Here is a 17,410-nt window from a genome sequence, read left to right as displayed (position 1 = left end):
AGCACTATATTAGGATCAGTTATTTAACGGGATCCGCATACGGCAGCGGTTCAATGTAAAGCCACGGCATTAACCACCACAGGGGAAGTGGAAACATCCTCCTGCTGTGGCCCGCCGGACTGGGTATTTTGCCTCCATACCAGATCACAGATGCCATCCTGGGGGTTGAACGCGGCCGGAGCGCTTAACAGCAATTCACGAATTTTCGTCTGATCGTATCGCTCACAGGCTTCATTTAGTGCCTCCAAGAGTTCTTGCACTTCAGGCCAAGACAGATGCACTTCATTGGCAGTACGAATACGGGGATGCAGAGTCTGCCGCTCGTGACCACCGATCAGCAGCTCTTCATACAACTTCTCCCCTGGGCGCAAGCCGGTTATCTTGATTTCAATATCACCGTGCGGGTGCTGCTCGTCTTTAACTTCATATCCCATCAGGCGGATCATTTTACGGGCCAGGTCGATAATCCTGACCGGTTCGCCCATGTCCAGCACAAAGACGTCCCCTCCCCGGCCCATGGCGCCGGCCTGGATCACCAGCTGGGCGGCCTCGGGTATGGTCATAAAATAACGGGTGATCTCCTGGTGGGTAAGGGTAACGGGGCCGCCGGCGCGAATTTGCTTTTTAAACAGCGGCACTACCGAGCCGCTTGAACCCAGTACGTTGCCGAAACGAACCATGCAAAAACGGGTGTGGGTCTGGCGCAGGGCCAGCCCCTGCAGCACCAGCTCGGCCAGGCGCTTGGTAGTGCCCATCACGTTGGTGGGCCTTACCGCCTTGTCGGTGGAGATCAGCACAAAGGTTTCCACCCCGCAATTGATGGCCGCCTCGGCCGCACGCCAGGTGCCGAATACATTATTGCGCACCCCTTCCACCACGTTGTATTCCACCAGGGGCACGTGTTTGCAGGCAGCAGCGTGATACACGGTTTGCACGCCGAAGGCACGCATCACCGCTTCCAGCCGGTTTTGCCGCTGCACCGAAGCCATGATAGGTACGATTCGCAACGGATACCCCCCTTCCCGACACAGACCGTTAAGCTCCTGATCTATCTGGTAGAGGGCATATTCCGACAACTCGAACAGCACCAGGGTGGCGGGTTGCTGCTGCACGATTTGCCGGCACAGCTCGGAGCCAATGGAGCCACCAGCCCCGGTCACCATGACCACCTTGCCCTTGATATTGGCCGCAATCAGCTCGGGAAAAGGCTCGACCGGATCCCGCCCCAGCAGATCCTCGATGCTTACCTCATGCAGTTCGTTCACTTTTGCCTGGCCACTCACCAAATCGGCCATACCAGGGATGGTCAGGATCTCCAGTGGTAACTCTTCCAATCTTTCCACGATGTCTCGTCGCCGCTGGCGGGAGATGCTGGGCATGGCCAGCAACAGCTTTTCCGCATTATGGCGCTCCATCAGCCAGGCGATATCGGAAGGAGGATACACGGTTAACCCCTGCAGCATGGCCTTGTGCAGTTTGGGGCTGTCGTCCACAAAAGCAACGGCACGATATTCATTACCATGCATCAAGGAGGTGTTCAACTGGCGACCCGCAGCCCCGGCCCCATAGATGATGACCGGTGTTTTAAGCCGCTTGGTGCTCTGGTTATACAGGGCCCGCGCCATGGTACGGGCGCCACCGCACAACAACAGAGCAAAAGCCGCGTAGATCACCGGTACGGAGCGCGGCAGAAAGGCGCTGAAATAATAGGCCGCCAGCACCATGGTAACCGCCGACACGGCAACACCGGTGAGCATGGCCATGGTGGCATGGTGACCCAGGTAGCGCAGCACTGCCCGATATAAGCCCAGCTTGATAAAACAAAACAGCGTTACCGGCAGCATGGTGGCCAGCATCAGCCAGTGCTTGTAAGAGCCCAGCAGGTAGGAACTGTCCAGCCTTACGACATAGGCTGCCCAGAAAGCCAGGGTAATAAACAGCGAGTCCAACAGCAGGCTTATCAGCCGCTTAACCGAACGGGGTTGCTGAAATAACCATCCCACTACATTATTCATCCAGACCTCCCTATCAGGCTTGCGCTTGTGTCAGCACGTCCTTTAGTACTGAGCAGGTTTTATTGATTTCCGCTTCAGTAAGTGTGGGATGAACCAAAAACATCAGACTGGTTTCGCCCAGCAGTTTGGCATTAGGCAAAGGTTGAGCCGGCCGCCATGGAGTTCCATCAAAGGCCTTTTCAAGATACACCTCGGAGCAGCTGCCCTGGTAGCAGGGAACACCCCGCGCCACAATTTCATCCACTATCCGATCCCGGCTCCAGCCCTCAGCCAATTGTTCGGGGTTAACAAACAGATAGTGTTTGTATTCCGCATGCAGGATGTATTCCGGTACCTCTACCCGCCGTACTACCTTGAAGCCAGCAGCAACACCCTCAATGCGGGCGGCGTTGGCTTGGCGGGAAAAAGTCCAATCCTGCATGCGCTTAAGTTGAATACGACCGATCACCGCCTGCATTTCCATCATGCGCCAGTTGGTACCAAAGCTTTCGTGTAGCCAGCGGAAACCGGGCGGATGAGCCCGCTCATAGACTGCTTCATAGCTCTTGCCGTGATCCTTGTAGCTCCACATTTTTCGCCATAGCGCTTCGTCGTTGGTAGTAACCATGCCCCCCTCGCCCCCAGTGGTCATGATCTTGTCCTGGCAGAACGACCAGGCGCCCACATGGCCAATACTACCCACCGGACGCCCCTTGTATTGGGCGCCATGAGCCTGGGCACAGTCTTCAATTACATAAAAACCGTGCTTCTCGGAAAGCTGCATAATGGGGTCCATTTCCGCCGGCATACCGGCCAGGTGCACCACCACCACCGCCTTGGTGGCCGAGGTTAGCACGGCGGCAATACTCTCGGCGGTAATGTTTTGGCTGTTGAGGTCTACATCCGCAAACACCGGGTTGGCGCCAGCGGTAACAATGCTGGAAGCCGAGGCCAAAAAGGTGCGCGGGGTAACGATAACATCATCTCCCTGGCCTACACCCAGCGCCTTTAGCGCCACGTCCAGCGCCAGGGTGCCGTTGGCCAGCGCCACCGCATAATCGCATCCAGCCCAAGTGGCAAACTCTTTTTCAAACTCACGGCACTCTTGCCCGGTCCAGTAGTTGACCTTGTTGGAAAGCAGTATCCGGCTTACGGCATTGGCCTCTTCTTCGGTAAACGAAGGCCAGGGAGAAAAGGCGGTGTTCAGCATGGATTATCCTGATGATTCTTTGTTATTGTCTTGGCCGGATTGCCGACCACGGTTTGAAAATCGTTAACGGGTGTCACCACCACGGCTCCGGCCCCCACCACCACGCCCTGGCCAATGGCAACAAGCTGACGCACGCAGGCGCCAATGCCCACCCAGCTTCCCTGCCCCACCATCACCCCACCGGCCAGGCTGGCCCCAGGGCTGATGTGCACTCCCGACGCCAGCACACAGTCGTGATCCACACTGGCGTTGGTGTTGATAATACAACCCTCGCCCACTTGAGAGCCGGTGTTGATAACGGCGCCGGCCATCACCACGGTGCCCATCTCCAAGGAAGCGTGGCGGCTTATCACTGCCGCCGGATGCACCAGGCTGACCAAGCTCGCGCCTTTTTCCCTTAGCTCGGCCAGCTTGGCCAGGCGAATGGCGTTGTTGCCAATCGCCACCACCACCCCTTGGTACTCTGACAGGTAAGCCAACAGGGCGGCGGTGTTGCCTACTACCGGCCAAGGGCCGTTTTGGGTTATTCGCGGCCAGGCATCATCAAAAAAGTCAATGTGTTGCCAGCCCAGCAGTTCGGCCATATCGGCCACCACCTTGCCATGGCCACTGGCCCCCAGCAGAGCGAGCTTATTCACTTTTGCTACCGGTAAACTTGGCCATGGTCGCTTCGCCAGCGGCGGAGATACCATCGCGCACCAGCACCTTTTTAACGGTTAAAAACAGGATTTTAATGTCCAGCCACAACGACTGGTTGTCTACATACCATACATCCAGTTTGAACTTGTCTTCCCAGCTTAGGGCATTGCGGCCATTGATTTGCGCCCAGCCGGTAACGCCGGGGCGAGCTTCGTGGCGGCGATATTGCTCGGCGCTGTAAAGCGGTAAATATTCCATCAGCAACGGGCGCGGCCCCACCAAGCTCATATCGCCTTTCAGCACATTCCACAGCTCCGGCAGCTCGTCCAAGCTGGTGGAGCGCAAAAACTGACCAAAGGGAGTAAGGCGCTCGGCATCCGGCAGCAGGTTGCCCTGCTCGTCCACTGCATCGCGCATGGTGCGGAATTTAATCATTTCAAAAGGTTTACCATCCTTGCCCGGTCGAACCTGACGAAAAAAAACCGGAGAGCCCAGTTTTTTTTGGATTAAGAAAGCGACGATCACGACAACAGGAAATAGAAAAAAAACACAAAGTGCAGATAAAAAAATATCAAAAATACGCTTCAGCATATTTAACCCATTATCACTACAACATTATAAACCATGTTTCTTTACAAATAGAGACCTGGTGCAATAGATTCCACTTTATCTACATCACCCTCAGCAACGACCTCCAGCACAGACATCAACTGATTTGCCAGAACATCCCGGTCAAAGTAGTCCTCTGCAAGCTTTCGTGCTGCAGCTCCGGCACTAGCCAACCAATTTACATCATGCATTTTTCGCTCAAGCTCCACTGCAACATCAGAGATAGATCGCTGCCACATGGTCAGCCCGCACTCTCGTAACTGAACTAGGTCATGCATCCAACCCCCATGATTTAATAATATTGGCTTTCCTGCCGCTAACGTATCAAAAAATTTATTAGCAGAGTTAGCTCTTGCCTGAGGTAAATCAATCACAAGATTTGACGCCATCGTTGCAGCCCCTAACAAAGCAGACATATCCTTTTTAGGCAATGACTTTTCAATAAATAAATTATTCTCAAAAACTCCTTTACGCTTTGCTGCATTTACTAAACACTCCCACTCAGCACCATCACCTATAAGCAAAATACGAATATCAGACTCTATAGCCAAAAGCTCCTCGGCAAGGTCTATCATATACCCCACGCCATTAACCTTTCCGAATGTACCCGTATAGACCAGCAAGGGTTTATCATCTAACCAAGCTCTCTCATTTTTAAATCTTTCAGCCGCCTTAGCATCAAACTTAAACTCCACATTATCACTACCATTTGGTATTACTGCAATCCTTTCCGCAGAATATCCAGCACAGACCACTCCTTCTTTCATACCCGGTGAAAGAGCAACCACTGCAGACGAGTTGTTATATGCCCAAACTTCAAGTTTTCGAGCTAGAAAACATAACATTGGATTTCTAAGTGCACCTATAGCAATGGGCATTTCAGGCCAAAGATCACGCACTTCAAATACCATTGGTATTTTTTTCTTTCTTGCTGCTGATACTGCTGGCAGAGCGATAGTAAGGGGCGTACTTGTAGCAAAAATGACATCACCATCCAGCTCTGCAGCTTTTCTTCTTGAAGCTAAAGCAAACGCAAAAAAAGCATAAATTCGCTGACGATAACTCATATGGTTAGAATATGGCACAGGATACCAATGCACGTTAACACCTGATTCGTTAGTAGTATACCAACCAACAGGTTTTTTATTAATCGCTCGATCACTGGTAATCAGATGAACCTCATGTCCTGCAGATACCATGCGTCGGGCCATTTCATAAGATCTTGTTCCACCAGACATTTCAGGCGTATTAAAATACTGATGCAAATAAATTATTTTCAAAGCAAAACCTCATGAATTAATACATCAACTACAGTTCTAGATGTCTTGTAACTGAAATATTTCTAGATCACCCACGAATTTATGATCACAATAGATTTCAAACACCATCTCAGTAGTTCTAATATCAACACAACCAGAAATTTATGATTCAGAAGTGCTTTACATTGGCTAAAAAGTAGTAATCACATAGCATTACTTTAGAACCATATTTACCAGACATGGATTACCCGTAGGGTAATACTCCTTCTTCGACCAACTCAATCCACTCGACTTATTCACACACAGTCAAGTCACACAGAGCTTACCGAAGAAGCTTCCTTTCTGCACATTTATTAATAAGTACCGGCCTGACACAGTCCGGCAGCTTAATCAGCTAAAACTCGATAAAGTTAACCATGAGCAGAATCTGGATCTTGCGACAATATTATTGCTAATGCGAGGATATAATTTATTTAGTAAGTGAACGATAAAAATCGAACAACTTTCTCTCTTCAATTGACCAATTATACATTTCCTGAACTGCCTTCTGGCCATTTCGCCCCATCTGTTCCGCTTCTTCAGGGTGAGTTGCCAAGTAATCAATCATTTCGGCAATCATTTTTGGATCCATTGGATCGACGCAAAAGCCGCATTGATTACCCTCAATGATTTTCTTCCAAAGGGGAAAATCGGAAGCAATTACAGGCAAGCCAGCAGCCATGTACTCGAACATTTTTACTGGCAGAGCATCCAGATAATTAATAATAGGATGTAACGTGACTAAGCCAACAACAGATTCGTGTAATGATTTTCTGACACCATCGCGATTTAACCAACCACGAAAGTCAACTTTTTCCCAGCCGTCTTCGGCACGGACAGTAGCTTCAAACTGTTCCTCACTGAAATTACCACCCAGAGCTAAGCTAACACCCGATTTCGTCAAAGCCATAGCCTTCACCATTTCATGTATGCCTCGTACGCGTCCCAGCCCACCAACGTAAGTCACCTGCCCCCGCTTTTTAGACCAGTCAACTTCATCTACAGAAAGCTCACCAAGCAGTGGATAGTTATTGATATCTACTGAGTGTATGCCCATCGATATAAACTTGTCGCGAATATAAGGCGTAGCTGCAATCACAGCATCCAGCCTGCGGCAAGCCCAACGTTCATACACTGAAAAAAATTTAGACAGCAACCATTTAGCAGACTTATTTAGATAAGGTTTAGCCAACAGCTGCTTTGGTACATCTTCATGGGCATCAAAGATAACTTTCTTGCCACACTTTTTCAGTTTAAGTCCAATGGGAATAAGCTCAGGATCATGCAAGTGATAAATTTCAGCATTTAGTTCCAATGCCTTCTTAAAGACCCTAGCAGGGGCATTTTTAATACGATCCAGCCGACCTCTCGAGCCTCCAACATCGTGAATTTTAACGCCATCATTCTCCTCATAACCTTTTCCATCAGCTACGATTAGAGAAACACCATAGCCCCTCTTAGCAAGAGATTTGCATTCCTTTAAAAGGATTCGAGTATCATAGCGAGGATGAACTGATGTCATATGGATTACATTCATAACAATATTCTCACACTCACTTTAACACTCCTCTTGGAATAACCAGATATACAATAATTAAAAACAACAAACCATGAGTAAGCAATGATGTTGTCAGGTCAGTGGATTGAAGGACGGCTATCACAACCACTAATGATGAAGAAAAAACAAAACGCTCACCTATCTTTCTTCCAATGGCACAAAAGAAAGATAAAACAACCCCAACAAAAAAAGAATAAATAAAAGCCCCAAACCAAGATGCATTAGCAAAACCACTCCCTATCCATCCAGCATTAGCTGACATTTCTGATCTTGAAAAGTAGACATCACCGATCAAGTTAACTGATCTCAATACATAGGGTGATTCAACCAAACCAAAGGAGAATTTACTGTCAGACCAATAATAAACAGGATTACTCATAAAAAAATCAACATAATAGCTATTCAGTAGAACAGGCACCATAATTGCTCTTCGAGAAAACAAGCTACCTAGCCATGCTAATTCACCATTATCGTGATCAGACAAAAAGAAATCGACAAGACTTATAGACACCAAACACACACACCCCAGGAGAATATACCTGCTCATATTTCCTTTGGATAAAAAATAAACAGAGACAATAACTAAAGGGTAGAAAAGTGGCGACTTATGAGCAGTAAACCCAAAGATCAAAACTGAAAAGACAACACCTAAAATGGTATAAAACCATTTTTTATAAATTACAGAGATAACAATAATTAGAGGAACAATAACCTTCCCAACAATCGGAGATATATAACTATATATAGGATTTAAATTATCAGCAGATGCACTTCTGAGATCATAAACTAATGAAATATCAAAATTCAAATACTTCCCCCCCCCCTGAAGTACTATACTGACCAAGTACAACAAAGCTAAAAAAGAAGCAACCTTAAGCAGATCATTCACTTTAAAACAGCATAGTCTAGGTGTTTTCTTTATATCAATAGATGAAAAGAACATAACCACAGCACAGCATAATAATGTAGCAACAAAAAACGAAAACGATGAAACACTAAAAGAATATAGCACCATCGATGGTATCAATATTAAAGAAAGTACTAGGCAATGATACCACCCCAAGATATTTTCATCTTTTGATAGAAAGCAGAATATTAAAATAGAAAAGATTGACAGAATGATCTTGCCAACAGCTGGACTCAGTGCGAATCCGCTATAGCCATATAAAGGACTTATATAGTACACATAGACAACAGACAACAACAAGTAAAAAAATAGCGCTAAAAAAAACTTAATAATCTTCGAGTTCATCAACATAAACATCAAAAAGAGACAAAGGGATCATACTAAAAGGCGGCATCCGAAAAACTGAAGTTAGTTTTTATTTTACAGACTGAGCAGCCTTCACTATAACAAAAAAATAACTCAAATAAAAAACAAACCCAGATAATGAAAATGCCTCAACAACAAGATCCTTGTCAAACCATGATATAATAACAACAACCCCAACACGAAAAAAAAATCCGCAAAACTGCAGCCACATAGACCAATGAATTTTCCCAAGAATATGCAAGACTGATGATATAGGAGATGTTATAAGTTGAAGTAAAAACCACGGGGTTGCCCAAGCTACGATTTCTCCCGCTCTTGACCACTCATCTCCAAAAACCCATGGAAATAACCATGGTGAAAGAACGCCAAAAATAATAATTGGAAATCCACCAATTTTAAAAACATTCCATATAATCCGGTAAGTGAATTTTTTTAAATCACCATCCCTAAATTTTTGTGAAGCATCTGACAAAAAGACTTGAGAAATAGAACTTCCTATTAATGTCATAGGCATACCCATTACGCGCATGGCCAACATCAAAAAACCGGCCTCTGGACCTGCTGCAATTGAAGCAATAATTAAAATTGGAAGTTGAACGCTGGCAGTATTAAACAACGATTCAGGTACAGAATATATTGGATAGTGGCGATACTTACAAAAAGCCGAAATCAAACTATTTGTATTTATTGAACGAAATACATTTTTATCGTTTTTATAAAGTGATCGAAGTAAACCAACAGTACCAAGTCCGCCATAGATCATATGCCCGAAGATAAGACCAAATGGAGATGTGGAAAAAAAACCACTACCTAGCTGAAAACCTGTACCACCTAAAGCCTGAGTCATTCTTGTCTTGGCCACTAATGAAAATTTCTTTTTTCGAGAACTCCAATATTGCACAGCGTTATAACTGGAGGCTAGAAACACCCCAAGTGGAACCATCCAGAGGTATGGTTCTATATTAGGTTGCTCAAGCATAAGTATGACAAAGTCAGGGATCAAAAAAATAATTAAAAAAATAAAAAATGAGAAAATAAATGTTGAAACAAGAGATAACACCAACAAATTAATTGCTTCTTCATCATCTTCTGGTATGGGAATTGCCAAATTGAATCGCAAACATGAGATGACAGTAACCAGGCCTAATATGGCCATATATACAGCCAAAAGCGAGAAATCTTCCGGACTGTAAAGACGAGTAAGGATTGGGAGCATTAACACTACCAGTCCTTGAGAAAAAGCAGTCCCACCTACGAGCATGCCTACATTACGAAAAAAACTGCTCTTTGGCACTACTAGTTGTACTGCAGCGGCTCGAAAACGATTCAGCATATTTTTTATAATCTTAATATATTGTTGATAACTTTTATCTGCTAACTCTTTGCAGATAGAGGTACATAGACAGATTCATCATTCTCTCGTCCACCTTAATCGACAACTAAAAGTTTAGCTTTTTCGCCTTGCATCGTAAGTTTATTTTTGTTTGGTATGGCATGAACAGAAATAGATATTCCCCTTACCTTCAATTTTTTGGTACACTGACAAGTTTATTAACCTCGTGGTAGGTTGTATCTGTCGCCAGGTTAATATACATCGAGTCGAAAACTATCATTCTAATATTAATTTTAGATATCACTGTTGCCCTGAAAGAATTGATGCTGCAACACCTTCACGAGCCATCTGTACGTAAAGTTTTGCACCCACTTCGTTAAGGTGATGCTCGTCGAAATAGATCAATTCATTGTTGTAAAATGGCGCCTCTTCAAAGAGATCCAGTTTTTCCAGATCCAGATAGGTTACATTCGGGTAACGCTGAGCAATGCTGGCCAGGTGAATATTGGCCTCTAGCCAGGCTGTACCTTGTTTCACTTGATCTGGTAGCCCTAAATGTTGAAAACGCCTGGCCCGCAGAGGACTTTTGTCAAACTGAACAACCTGTGGTAACAGGTAAACCTGTATATCCTGCTGCTCCATATCACCTAGGAAAATTTCTAAAGCCTTATTGAAATCCTCACTCTGGGTTTGGTAACTCCACATCCCAGCCATGAAAATCATATTCGTGTTCTCTATGTATTTCCTTGCCTCGGTTATCTGGTGAACACAAGGTTGCTGAGCCCATCTAGGTAGTCGCTGGTAATCGAAGCCCGGCATGGTAATACAGCTACTGGCGGTAATGATACGGGCCTTGAATCCCAACTCTTGGCCCAACAGGTCAAAGAAATGATTCAGCATCGCAGCGTGGGAATCACCGATCACCAGAACTTCGTGATTACTTGCAGAGTCACCACGCAGACATTCATATAGGATCTTCCCATGACAGATAGTGGCAGGATCGGCATAACGGCGATATTCAATAGCCAAAGGTGGAGGCGACAAAGCCTCATTGACCACTTTGGTTATCTGCTGACAGGCAATGGCAACCACACTCAGAGCAGCTAGAGAGAAGATCACACTGCGAGGTAAGGATATGACCCGTTTCTGATTGACTCGACGGCCATGAAAGCGACTTTCAATACAGTAGTAGGAAATGAGCGATAGTAGCAAGGTGAGTATAATGAAGCTCAGACTGGCTATCATATTTAGGTTCTGCTCACCGCTGTAATACCGGATCAGGGCCAGAACCGGCCAATGCCAAAGGTATAGTGAGTAGGACAATGTCCCCAACCAGATCAATGGAGCCCAGGTGAGACAGCGACTAAGGTTCGAATTAGTCGCTGCAATCATCAGTGCCGCACCAAGAATTGGCGGTAACACCATTAAACCAGGAAAAGGACCACTTACCAGCAAAACACTTGCCAGAATGAGCAGAAAACCACAGATCCAAAGACCGCTGGCTTGGCGTGGTGTCCAGCGTTTTCCAATACCGAATAATGCGATGGCTGCCCCCACCAGGAACCCAGGTGTCCGGGCGTAGAGTGCATAGTAGGTACTTTGCTCTTCGGATTCTACTCGCAGCATGTACTCGGATACTCCCAGCGAGGCAATCAACGCAACCGGAAGCAGCCACTGTGCCCATTTCAACGGCAGTAATAGAATCAGCAGGGGAAAAAACAGATAGAACTGCATTTCAACAGCGAGGGACCAGCTGTGTAACAAAGGCTGCTCATGCGTTGCCGGAGCAAAGTAGTCCCCAAAACCGGCAAAATAACTGTTGCTGTTGAAATAGAGGGCTTGGCGAAGCCCCTCTGCATAGATATCGAAATCCGACTCGATGAACAATACCGCAGCACATACCGACACCATCACTATCATGGTGTAATAGGCTGGGACAATGCGCTTGATGCGGCTAAGGTAAAAGCCGCCGAGTGTCGGGATTAACCGATAATGCTCTGCTGCCTTGCGCGATAATAGGATTTGAGTAATCAAATACCCAGAAATCACCAGGAATATATCCACACCAACGAAACCGCCGGGTAGCAGAGCCGTATCGTAGTGGAACAAGATGACCGAGATAACAGCCAGGGCTCGCAAGCCCTGGATATCGTTACGAAAGGATGCCGGTATCATCAATGGCGGATACAAGCAAAAAGGGAGTTATGAAAATGACGAATAGAATATGGCGCACCCATGCTAAGCAACCATCCTGCTGCAAGCGCAATTAACACCAGCGTCAGTAGTTTTAGTACTCTACCGTACTGAATAAATATACACCTTGTCTGGTTCACGTTCCTTTCCCGATACCTGCCAGCACTGCTCGGGTGATGTCAACTTGTACCCTTTCCGACAGATACGGGTGCATCGGCAAGCTCATCACCTGCTCTGCCACTTCGTCTCCCACGGGCAAATCAGCGTGCCGATCTGCAACGGCAGGTTGCTTGTTCAGCGGAATAGGGTAGTGAACGGCGGTGGGGACACCGGCAGCGTTCAGGGACCGCTGCAGGCTACTACGGTCTTCGACACGAATGGTGTATTGCGCCCATGCGCTAATATTCTCCGCCTCTATCACAGGCATTGTCTTGATACCGGCCTCTTCCAACAACAGCGAATAACGCTTGGCCACGGCATTACGAAGGCTTATTTCGTCGCTCAGGATGTCCAGCTTGGGCAGCAGTATCGCAGCCTGCAGGGTATCCAATCTGCTGTTCACGCCAACGCGAACATGGTGGTAGCGCCGGTCCTGGCCATGGCGGGCAATCTGCCGTATCACCTTGGCCAGCTCGTCATCGTTGGTGAAGATGGCTCCGCCATCCCCGTAGCAGCCCAGTGGCTTGCTCGGGAAAAAACTGGTGCAGGCAATGGTGCTCAGGTTGCAGGACTTTTTGCCCTTGTAACTGGCGCCAAAGCTCTGGGCGGCATCCTCAATGACCGGAATGCCGTATTTATTGGCAATGGCGTTGATGGCATCAAAGTCGGCACACTGGCCATAAAGCGACACCGGAATAATTGCCTTGGTGTTGGCCGTGATGGCGGCTTCCAGCTTGGAGGGGTCAAGGTTATATGTACGAGGATCGATATCCACATACACCGGCTTGGCCCCCAGCAGGGCGACGGTTTCGGCGGTGGCAATGTAGGTAAAACCGGGGGTAATGACCTCGTCACCGGGCCCGATGCCCAGCGCCATCTGGGCTATCTGCAACGCATCGGTGCCGTTGGCCACGGTAATGCAGTATTTGGCCCCCGTAAACATCGCCAGCTGCTCTTCCAGCTCGGCCACTTCCGGCCCCAGTATGTACTGGCCATGGGCCAGTACCTTTTGAATATTGGCGTCTATCTTGTCTTTAATACGGGCCTGCTGGGCCGCGAGATCGATAAATTGCATTATGCGCTAACCTTGATCAGCTTGTTGTTGTGCAGTTGATAGATATCACCGGTGTGGCTGCACACGGCTTCCCCTTCTCCCTGGAGAGGCAAATCGAGCTGCTCGCCGTATTCGCTCATCCAGCCAATCTGCCGGGCTGGCACGCCCACCATCAGTCCATAGGCCGGTACATCCTTGTTGACTACGGCGCCGGCGCCCACAAAGGAGAACTCGCCGATGGTCACGCCGCAAACGATGGTGCAGTTGGCGCCCAGGGTGGCACCCATTTTTACCAGGGTATTGCGGTATTCATCCTTGCGTTCTATCAGTGAGCGGGGGTTGTAGACATTGGTAAACACCATGCTGGGACCACAGAACACGCCTTCTTCCAGGTGGACGTTGTCGTATACCGAGACGTTATTCTGAATTTTGCAACGGTCACCAATGGTGACCTTGTTGCCCACGAACACGTTCTGCCCCAACGACACGCCCTTGCCGATGACGGCACCGCCGCACACATGCACAAAGTGCCAGATGCGGCTGCCTTCGCCGATGCGGGCACCCTCGTCCACAATGGCGCTTTCATGCCGGTAAAAATCAGCCATGCTTCACCTTGCTCAGCAGCGGATGAGTGGCGGCCGGCTCCTGGGTAATGGCGGCCTTGCGGATCACTTCCACAGTGGCGATGGCCGCCCGGTTCTCCTCCACGCCGTAGCCTTCGTGCTGCAGAATGCGCTGGTAGCTTTGGGTATGCAAATCGGTGAACCCGCCGGAGAACTCCAGCTCTTCCCCTTCGATGGTGATACTGCGGTAGGTCAGCTTTTCACCCTGCACGGCGTTGGCCGGCAGGTGACCGGCATCGATGGACAGGAACCAGCGCACCCGGGCCCGCTGATACTCCAGATAGCCGGAGGCGGTTTTCTCATCCCGGTAGTGCACTTCGTTTTTGACAATGTCACCAAAAATAAAATGCAGCATGTCGTAAAAGTGCACGCCGATGTTGGTGGCCACGCCGCCGGACTTTTCATCGAAGCCTTTCCAGGATTTCAGATACCACTTGCCACGTGAAGTCAGGTAGGTGAGGTCAACGTCGAACACCTTGCCGGGCGGGGCAGACTGTACTTTGTCGCGCAGGGCGATAATCGAAGGGTGTAAACGCAACTGCAGGATGGAATTGACTTTGGCGCCATACTGTTGTTCATAGCGATTGAGCACATCCAGATCCGCCTCGTTCAGCACCAGCGGTTTTTCGCAAATCACATCAATGCCGTTCTGCAGGGCAAACTTCATGTGTGGCAGGTGCAGGTAATTGGGTGAGCAGATGGCGATGTAGTCCAGTTTTTCGCCTTTCAGTTTGAGATCCTCCACAAAGGCGGAAAACTGCTCAAATTCGGTGAAAAACTCGGCATTGGGAAAGTGGCTGTCCATAATGCCCACGGAGTCGTTGACGTCCATGGCCACCACCAGTTCATGGCCGGTTTCCTTGATGGCTTTGAGGTGACGGGGGGCGATGTAACCGGCGGCGCCGACAAGGCCAAACTTTTTCATGATGTTCCTTTATATCTGGCGACTGAAGATCAGGCCTTGATGATATGTTCAGCCGGCGTGCGATATTTGCCACGGCTGTCGATGACCAGGCGTGCATGCTGGCTGATCAGTTCATAGTTGAACTTGTCGTGATCGGTGGCCAGCACCACGGCATCGAAGCTGGCCAGATTCTCGGCGGTCAGCGGCTCGCTGCAAAGGTCAAAGTGGTGTTCGCGCATTTTGGGGAATACCGGTACATGAGGATCGCTATAGGCTACCCGGGCACCCTTGGCTTCAATCAACTCCATGATCTCCACGGAGGGAGACTCGCGCATGTCGTCCACGTTTTTCTTGTAGGCAATGCCCAATACCAATACCTTGCTGCCTTTCAATGCCTTGCCGTGGTCGTTCAGGCCATCCATCAATTTATTGACCACATACTCGGGCATGGCACGGTTTACTTCACCGGAGAGCTCGATAAAACGGGTATGCAGGCCGTATTCCCGCGCCTTCCAGGTCAGGTAGAAGGGATCGATGGGAATGCAGTGGCCACCCAGGCCCGGGCCGGGGTAGTAGGCGGTGAAGCCAAAGGGCTTGGTGGCGGCGGCGTCCACCACTTCAAAGATATCGATGCCCATACGGTCGGCCACTATCTTCATTTCGTTGACCAGGCCAATGTTTACCGCACGGTGAATGTTTTCCAGCAGCTTGGTCATTTCCGCCGCCTTGGTGGAGCTGACCGGCACCACCTTGTCGATGGCCTGCTCATAAAGAGCGATACCCACTTGCAGACAGGCCGGGGTATGGCCACCGATCACCTTGGGAATGGTGCGGGTTTCGAAGTCGGGGTTGCCCGGATCTTCCCGCTCGGGGGAATACACCAGAAAAATGTTCTCACCCACTTTCAGGCCGTTTTCCTCTACCCGCGGCAGCAGCTCTTCTTCGGTGGTACCGGGATAAGTGGTACTTTCCAGCGACACCACCTGGCCAGCCCGCAGATAGGGTTTGACCGCTTCAATGGTGCTGATAACAAAGCTCATGTCCGGTTCGCGATATTTGTTGAGCGGGGTAGGCACGCACATGATCAGGGCATCGCACTCGGCGGCCCGGCTGAAATCGGTAGTAGCGCTAAAGCCTGACTCGCGCGCATTTTCAATATGCTTCGAGGGAATATGCTCAATATAGCTTTTTCCACTGTTCAGTTTTGCAACTTTTTCCTGGTCGATATCCAGGCCCAGCACTTTGTAACCGATGGCATTATAGCGCAGCATGAGCGGTAGACCTACATAGCCGAGGCCCAGTATACCTATAACAGCTTCCCTGCCATTCAGTCTGGAAATGGTTATTTGAGATTGTGACATATTGATTCCTGTCTACTTATCATTAAACATAAAGCATTAAATTTTTAGTTCCAAGATGAAGTGAGCGCCTTTATGAAAAGCAATTATCATCAAATGCCTTCAGCTCTCTCCATCGCTAGAGCAGCGACACCCAATACCATTAGGATCAGCTATTTACATTAGCTTCTGCAATTTGGAATAGTTTTTCAATCATTCAGGCTGGAGCGTAATCGGCCTAAAAACTCTCGAATAAAGGCCATCATGATGGCCAATATTGACGCAAGAAAAATACCGGCAGCCACTATCAGCTTACTCTTATCTTTCTGGGGGGATAATGGCAGAGGCTGTGCACTGGAAGCAACGGATGAGTTTAAAGGTTGGATACTTTTACTTACTTCAGCCGATGACATTAACTGCTCTTGTAGCAATTCCGCCAACTGATTATGGCGCGCCAGCAGTGGTTCAGTGATTGCGTTATGGTATGCAGCAACTTGTTCTTTCTGGTCCAACGAAGCAAGTGTTATCAACTTGACGATATTGTTACCATCCTCGCTGACATTGCGTCGATTTTCTATTTCAACCCTTGCACTAAAGGGTTTACCCTCGGATGCAACCGGTATAAAGGCGGATTCCAGCTGAGTTTTAATGCTGCTTAACGGTTCTATAAATACCGTTGGGGTTTTATAACCTACCGCAAAAAGAGTAGTAAAAGCCACCTTGCTATTATCCACCGGCTGTGGCCGCTTCAGCCAGGCTACCAGCAAGGAGGCAGAAAAAACTGCAATAAAGGTTGCAAACATCCAGTTGCGACGCCTGACCAGTATTTTGGCCAGGTCGATCAGAGAGATCTCATCATCACGGTACTGATACGGCGGATAAGGCTGGGAGAACTGGGCATCTTGCGGGAGTTGCTGCTTGTTCATGGGTTTCTTCTGGGTTGGTTTTAGACAAGGATTTTTACGTCAGGCACGCTACCGCCCGTAGGGTTGCATAGGCCAATCCCCCACGGCCGGCGGTGCAGCCCGGCCGGCAGCAGTGCTGCCGGTGTTGCCGACAATCGCCTAGGCCAACAAAGGGACTCAGTTTAGGCCTATGCCAGACTGCACTTTCGTTGCATTCTGCGAATTGTCCGGGCTGCAAATCAGAAATTGCGGGCAAGTGTACTGAAATTATTGAAGTGATAAAACCTTGGATATCAGGCAATTTTGGCTGCTGCGCTGCAC

The 17,410-nt window shown here is 48.5% G+C and carries 14 protein-coding genes; all 14 read right to left on the bottom strand.

Annotated elements, in window-relative coordinates:
* Positions 1-50: 50 nt before the first annotated feature.
* Positions 51-2,015, bottom strand: coding sequence for a polysaccharide biosynthesis protein (locus ACT7DK_RS06445; RefSeq protein ID WP_445397458.1), 1,965 nt, complete (start codon positions 2,013-2,015; stop codon positions 51-53).
* Between the two features lie 13 nt (positions 2,016-2,028).
* Complete coding sequence (locus ACT7DK_RS06440) at positions 2,029-3,204, bottom strand: DegT/DnrJ/EryC1/StrS family aminotransferase (RefSeq protein ID WP_445397456.1); 1,176 nt, start codon at positions 3,202-3,204, stop codon at positions 2,029-2,031.
* Positions 3,198-3,896: an acetyltransferase gene (locus tag ACT7DK_RS06435; protein ID WP_445397454.1), complete on the bottom strand. Its 699-nt coding sequence runs from the start codon at positions 3,894-3,896 to the stop codon at positions 3,198-3,200. The genes ACT7DK_RS06440 and ACT7DK_RS06435 overlap by 7 nt, the downstream gene beginning before the upstream one ends.
* On the bottom strand, positions 3,835-4,434 hold the full coding sequence (locus ACT7DK_RS06430) for a sugar transferase (protein WP_445397452.1): 600 nt from the start codon (positions 4,432-4,434) through the stop codon (positions 3,835-3,837). The genes ACT7DK_RS06435 and ACT7DK_RS06430 overlap by 62 nt, the downstream gene beginning before the upstream one ends.
* A 41-nt stretch (positions 4,435-4,475) precedes the next feature.
* Complete coding sequence (locus ACT7DK_RS06425; protein ID WP_445397450.1) at positions 4,476-5,732, bottom strand: glycosyltransferase family 4 protein; 1,257 nt, start codon at positions 5,730-5,732, stop codon at positions 4,476-4,478.
* Between the two features lie 448 nt (positions 5,733-6,180).
* Positions 6,181-7,287 carry a glycosyltransferase family 4 protein gene (locus ACT7DK_RS06420; protein ID WP_445397448.1) on the bottom strand — a complete coding sequence of 369 codons (1,107 nt, stop codon included), beginning with the start codon at positions 7,285-7,287 and terminating at the stop codon, positions 6,181-6,183.
* 16 nt (positions 7,288-7,303) lie between these two features.
* Positions 7,304-8,197 (bottom strand): hypothetical protein, encoded by an 894-nt coding sequence (locus ACT7DK_RS06415; RefSeq protein ID WP_445397446.1) that lies wholly within the window; start codon positions 8,195-8,197, stop codon positions 7,304-7,306.
* A 433-nt stretch (positions 8,198-8,630) separates the two neighbouring features.
* The gene (locus tag ACT7DK_RS06410) at positions 8,631-9,914 is read right to left on the bottom strand and encodes a lipopolysaccharide biosynthesis protein (protein ID WP_445397444.1); all 1,284 of its coding nucleotides are present in this window, start codon (positions 9,912-9,914) and stop codon (positions 8,631-8,633) included.
* Between the two features lie 300 nt (positions 9,915-10,214).
* Entirely contained in the window at positions 10,215-12,089 is a 1,875-nt protein-coding gene (locus tag ACT7DK_RS06405; protein ID WP_445397442.1) for an acyltransferase family protein, read from the bottom strand.
* 154 nt (positions 12,090-12,243) lie between these two features.
* On the bottom strand, positions 12,244-13,341 hold the full coding sequence (locus ACT7DK_RS06400; protein ID WP_445397440.1) for a DegT/DnrJ/EryC1/StrS family aminotransferase: 1,098 nt from the start codon (positions 13,339-13,341) through the stop codon (positions 12,244-12,246).
* The gene (locus ACT7DK_RS06395; protein WP_445397438.1) at positions 13,341-13,925 is read right to left on the bottom strand and encodes an acyltransferase; all 585 of its coding nucleotides are present in this window, start codon (positions 13,923-13,925) and stop codon (positions 13,341-13,343) included. Before ACT7DK_RS06395 ends, ACT7DK_RS06400 begins: the two co-directional genes overlap by 1 nt.
* Positions 13,918-14,868 (bottom strand): Gfo/Idh/MocA family protein, encoded by a 951-nt coding sequence (locus tag ACT7DK_RS06390; RefSeq protein ID WP_445397436.1) that lies wholly within the window; start codon positions 14,866-14,868, stop codon positions 13,918-13,920. Before ACT7DK_RS06390 ends, ACT7DK_RS06395 begins: the two co-directional genes overlap by 8 nt.
* Positions 14,869-14,897: 29 nt before the next feature.
* Positions 14,898-16,208 (bottom strand): UDP-N-acetyl-D-glucosamine 6-dehydrogenase, encoded by a 1,311-nt coding sequence (gene wbpA / locus ACT7DK_RS06385; RefSeq protein WP_445397434.1) that lies wholly within the window; start codon positions 16,206-16,208, stop codon positions 14,898-14,900.
* 185 nt (positions 16,209-16,393) lie between these two features.
* On the bottom strand, positions 16,394-17,110 hold the full coding sequence (locus tag ACT7DK_RS06380) for a hypothetical protein (RefSeq protein ID WP_445397432.1): 717 nt from the start codon (positions 17,108-17,110) through the stop codon (positions 16,394-16,396).
* Positions 17,111-17,410: the final 300 nt, after the last annotated feature.

Source organism: Zobellella sp. An-6 (assembly GCF_052487945.1).
Note: the sequence above shows the minus strand (reverse complement) of the source record. Positions and strands in the feature narration are given on the sequence as shown.

Excerpts from the sequence above, each read along its gene's own strand:
- ACT7DK_RS06445 (WP_445397458.1), bottom strand. The coding sequence starts at position 2,015 with ATGAATAATGTAGTGGGATGGTTATTTCAGCAACCCCGTTCGGTTAAG.
- ACT7DK_RS06440 (WP_445397456.1), bottom strand. The coding sequence starts at position 3,204 with ATGCTGAACACCGCCTTTTCTCCCTGGCCTTCGTTTACCGAAGAAGAG.
- ACT7DK_RS06435 (WP_445397454.1), bottom strand. The coding sequence starts at position 3,896 with ATGGTATCTCCGCCGCTGGCGAAGCGACCATGGCCAAGTTTACCGGTA.
- ACT7DK_RS06430 (WP_445397452.1), bottom strand. The coding sequence starts at position 4,434 with ATGCTGAAGCGTATTTTTGATATTTTTTTATCTGCACTTTGTGTTTTT.
- ACT7DK_RS06420 (WP_445397448.1), bottom strand. The coding sequence starts at position 7,287 with ATGAATGTAATCCATATGACATCAGTTCATCCTCGCTATGATACTCGA.
- ACT7DK_RS06410 (WP_445397444.1), bottom strand. The coding sequence starts at position 9,914 with ATGCTGAATCGTTTTCGAGCCGCTGCAGTACAACTAGTAGTGCCAAAG.
- ACT7DK_RS06405 (WP_445397442.1), bottom strand. The coding sequence starts at position 12,089 with ATGATACCGGCATCCTTTCGTAACGATATCCAGGGCTTGCGAGCCCTG.
- ACT7DK_RS06400 (WP_445397440.1), bottom strand. The coding sequence starts at position 13,341 with ATGCAATTTATCGATCTCGCGGCCCAGCAGGCCCGTATTAAAGACAAG.
- ACT7DK_RS06395 (WP_445397438.1), bottom strand. The coding sequence starts at position 13,925 with ATGGCTGATTTTTACCGGCATGAAAGCGCCATTGTGGACGAGGGTGCC.
- ACT7DK_RS06390 (WP_445397436.1), bottom strand. The coding sequence starts at position 14,868 with ATGAAAAAGTTTGGCCTTGTCGGCGCCGCCGGTTACATCGCCCCCCGT.
- wbpA (WP_445397434.1), bottom strand. The coding sequence starts at position 16,208 with ATGTCACAATCTCAAATAACCATTTCCAGACTGAATGGCAGGGAAGCT.
- ACT7DK_RS06380 (WP_445397432.1), bottom strand. The coding sequence starts at position 17,110 with ATGAACAAGCAGCAACTCCCGCAAGATGCCCAGTTCTCCCAGCCTTAT.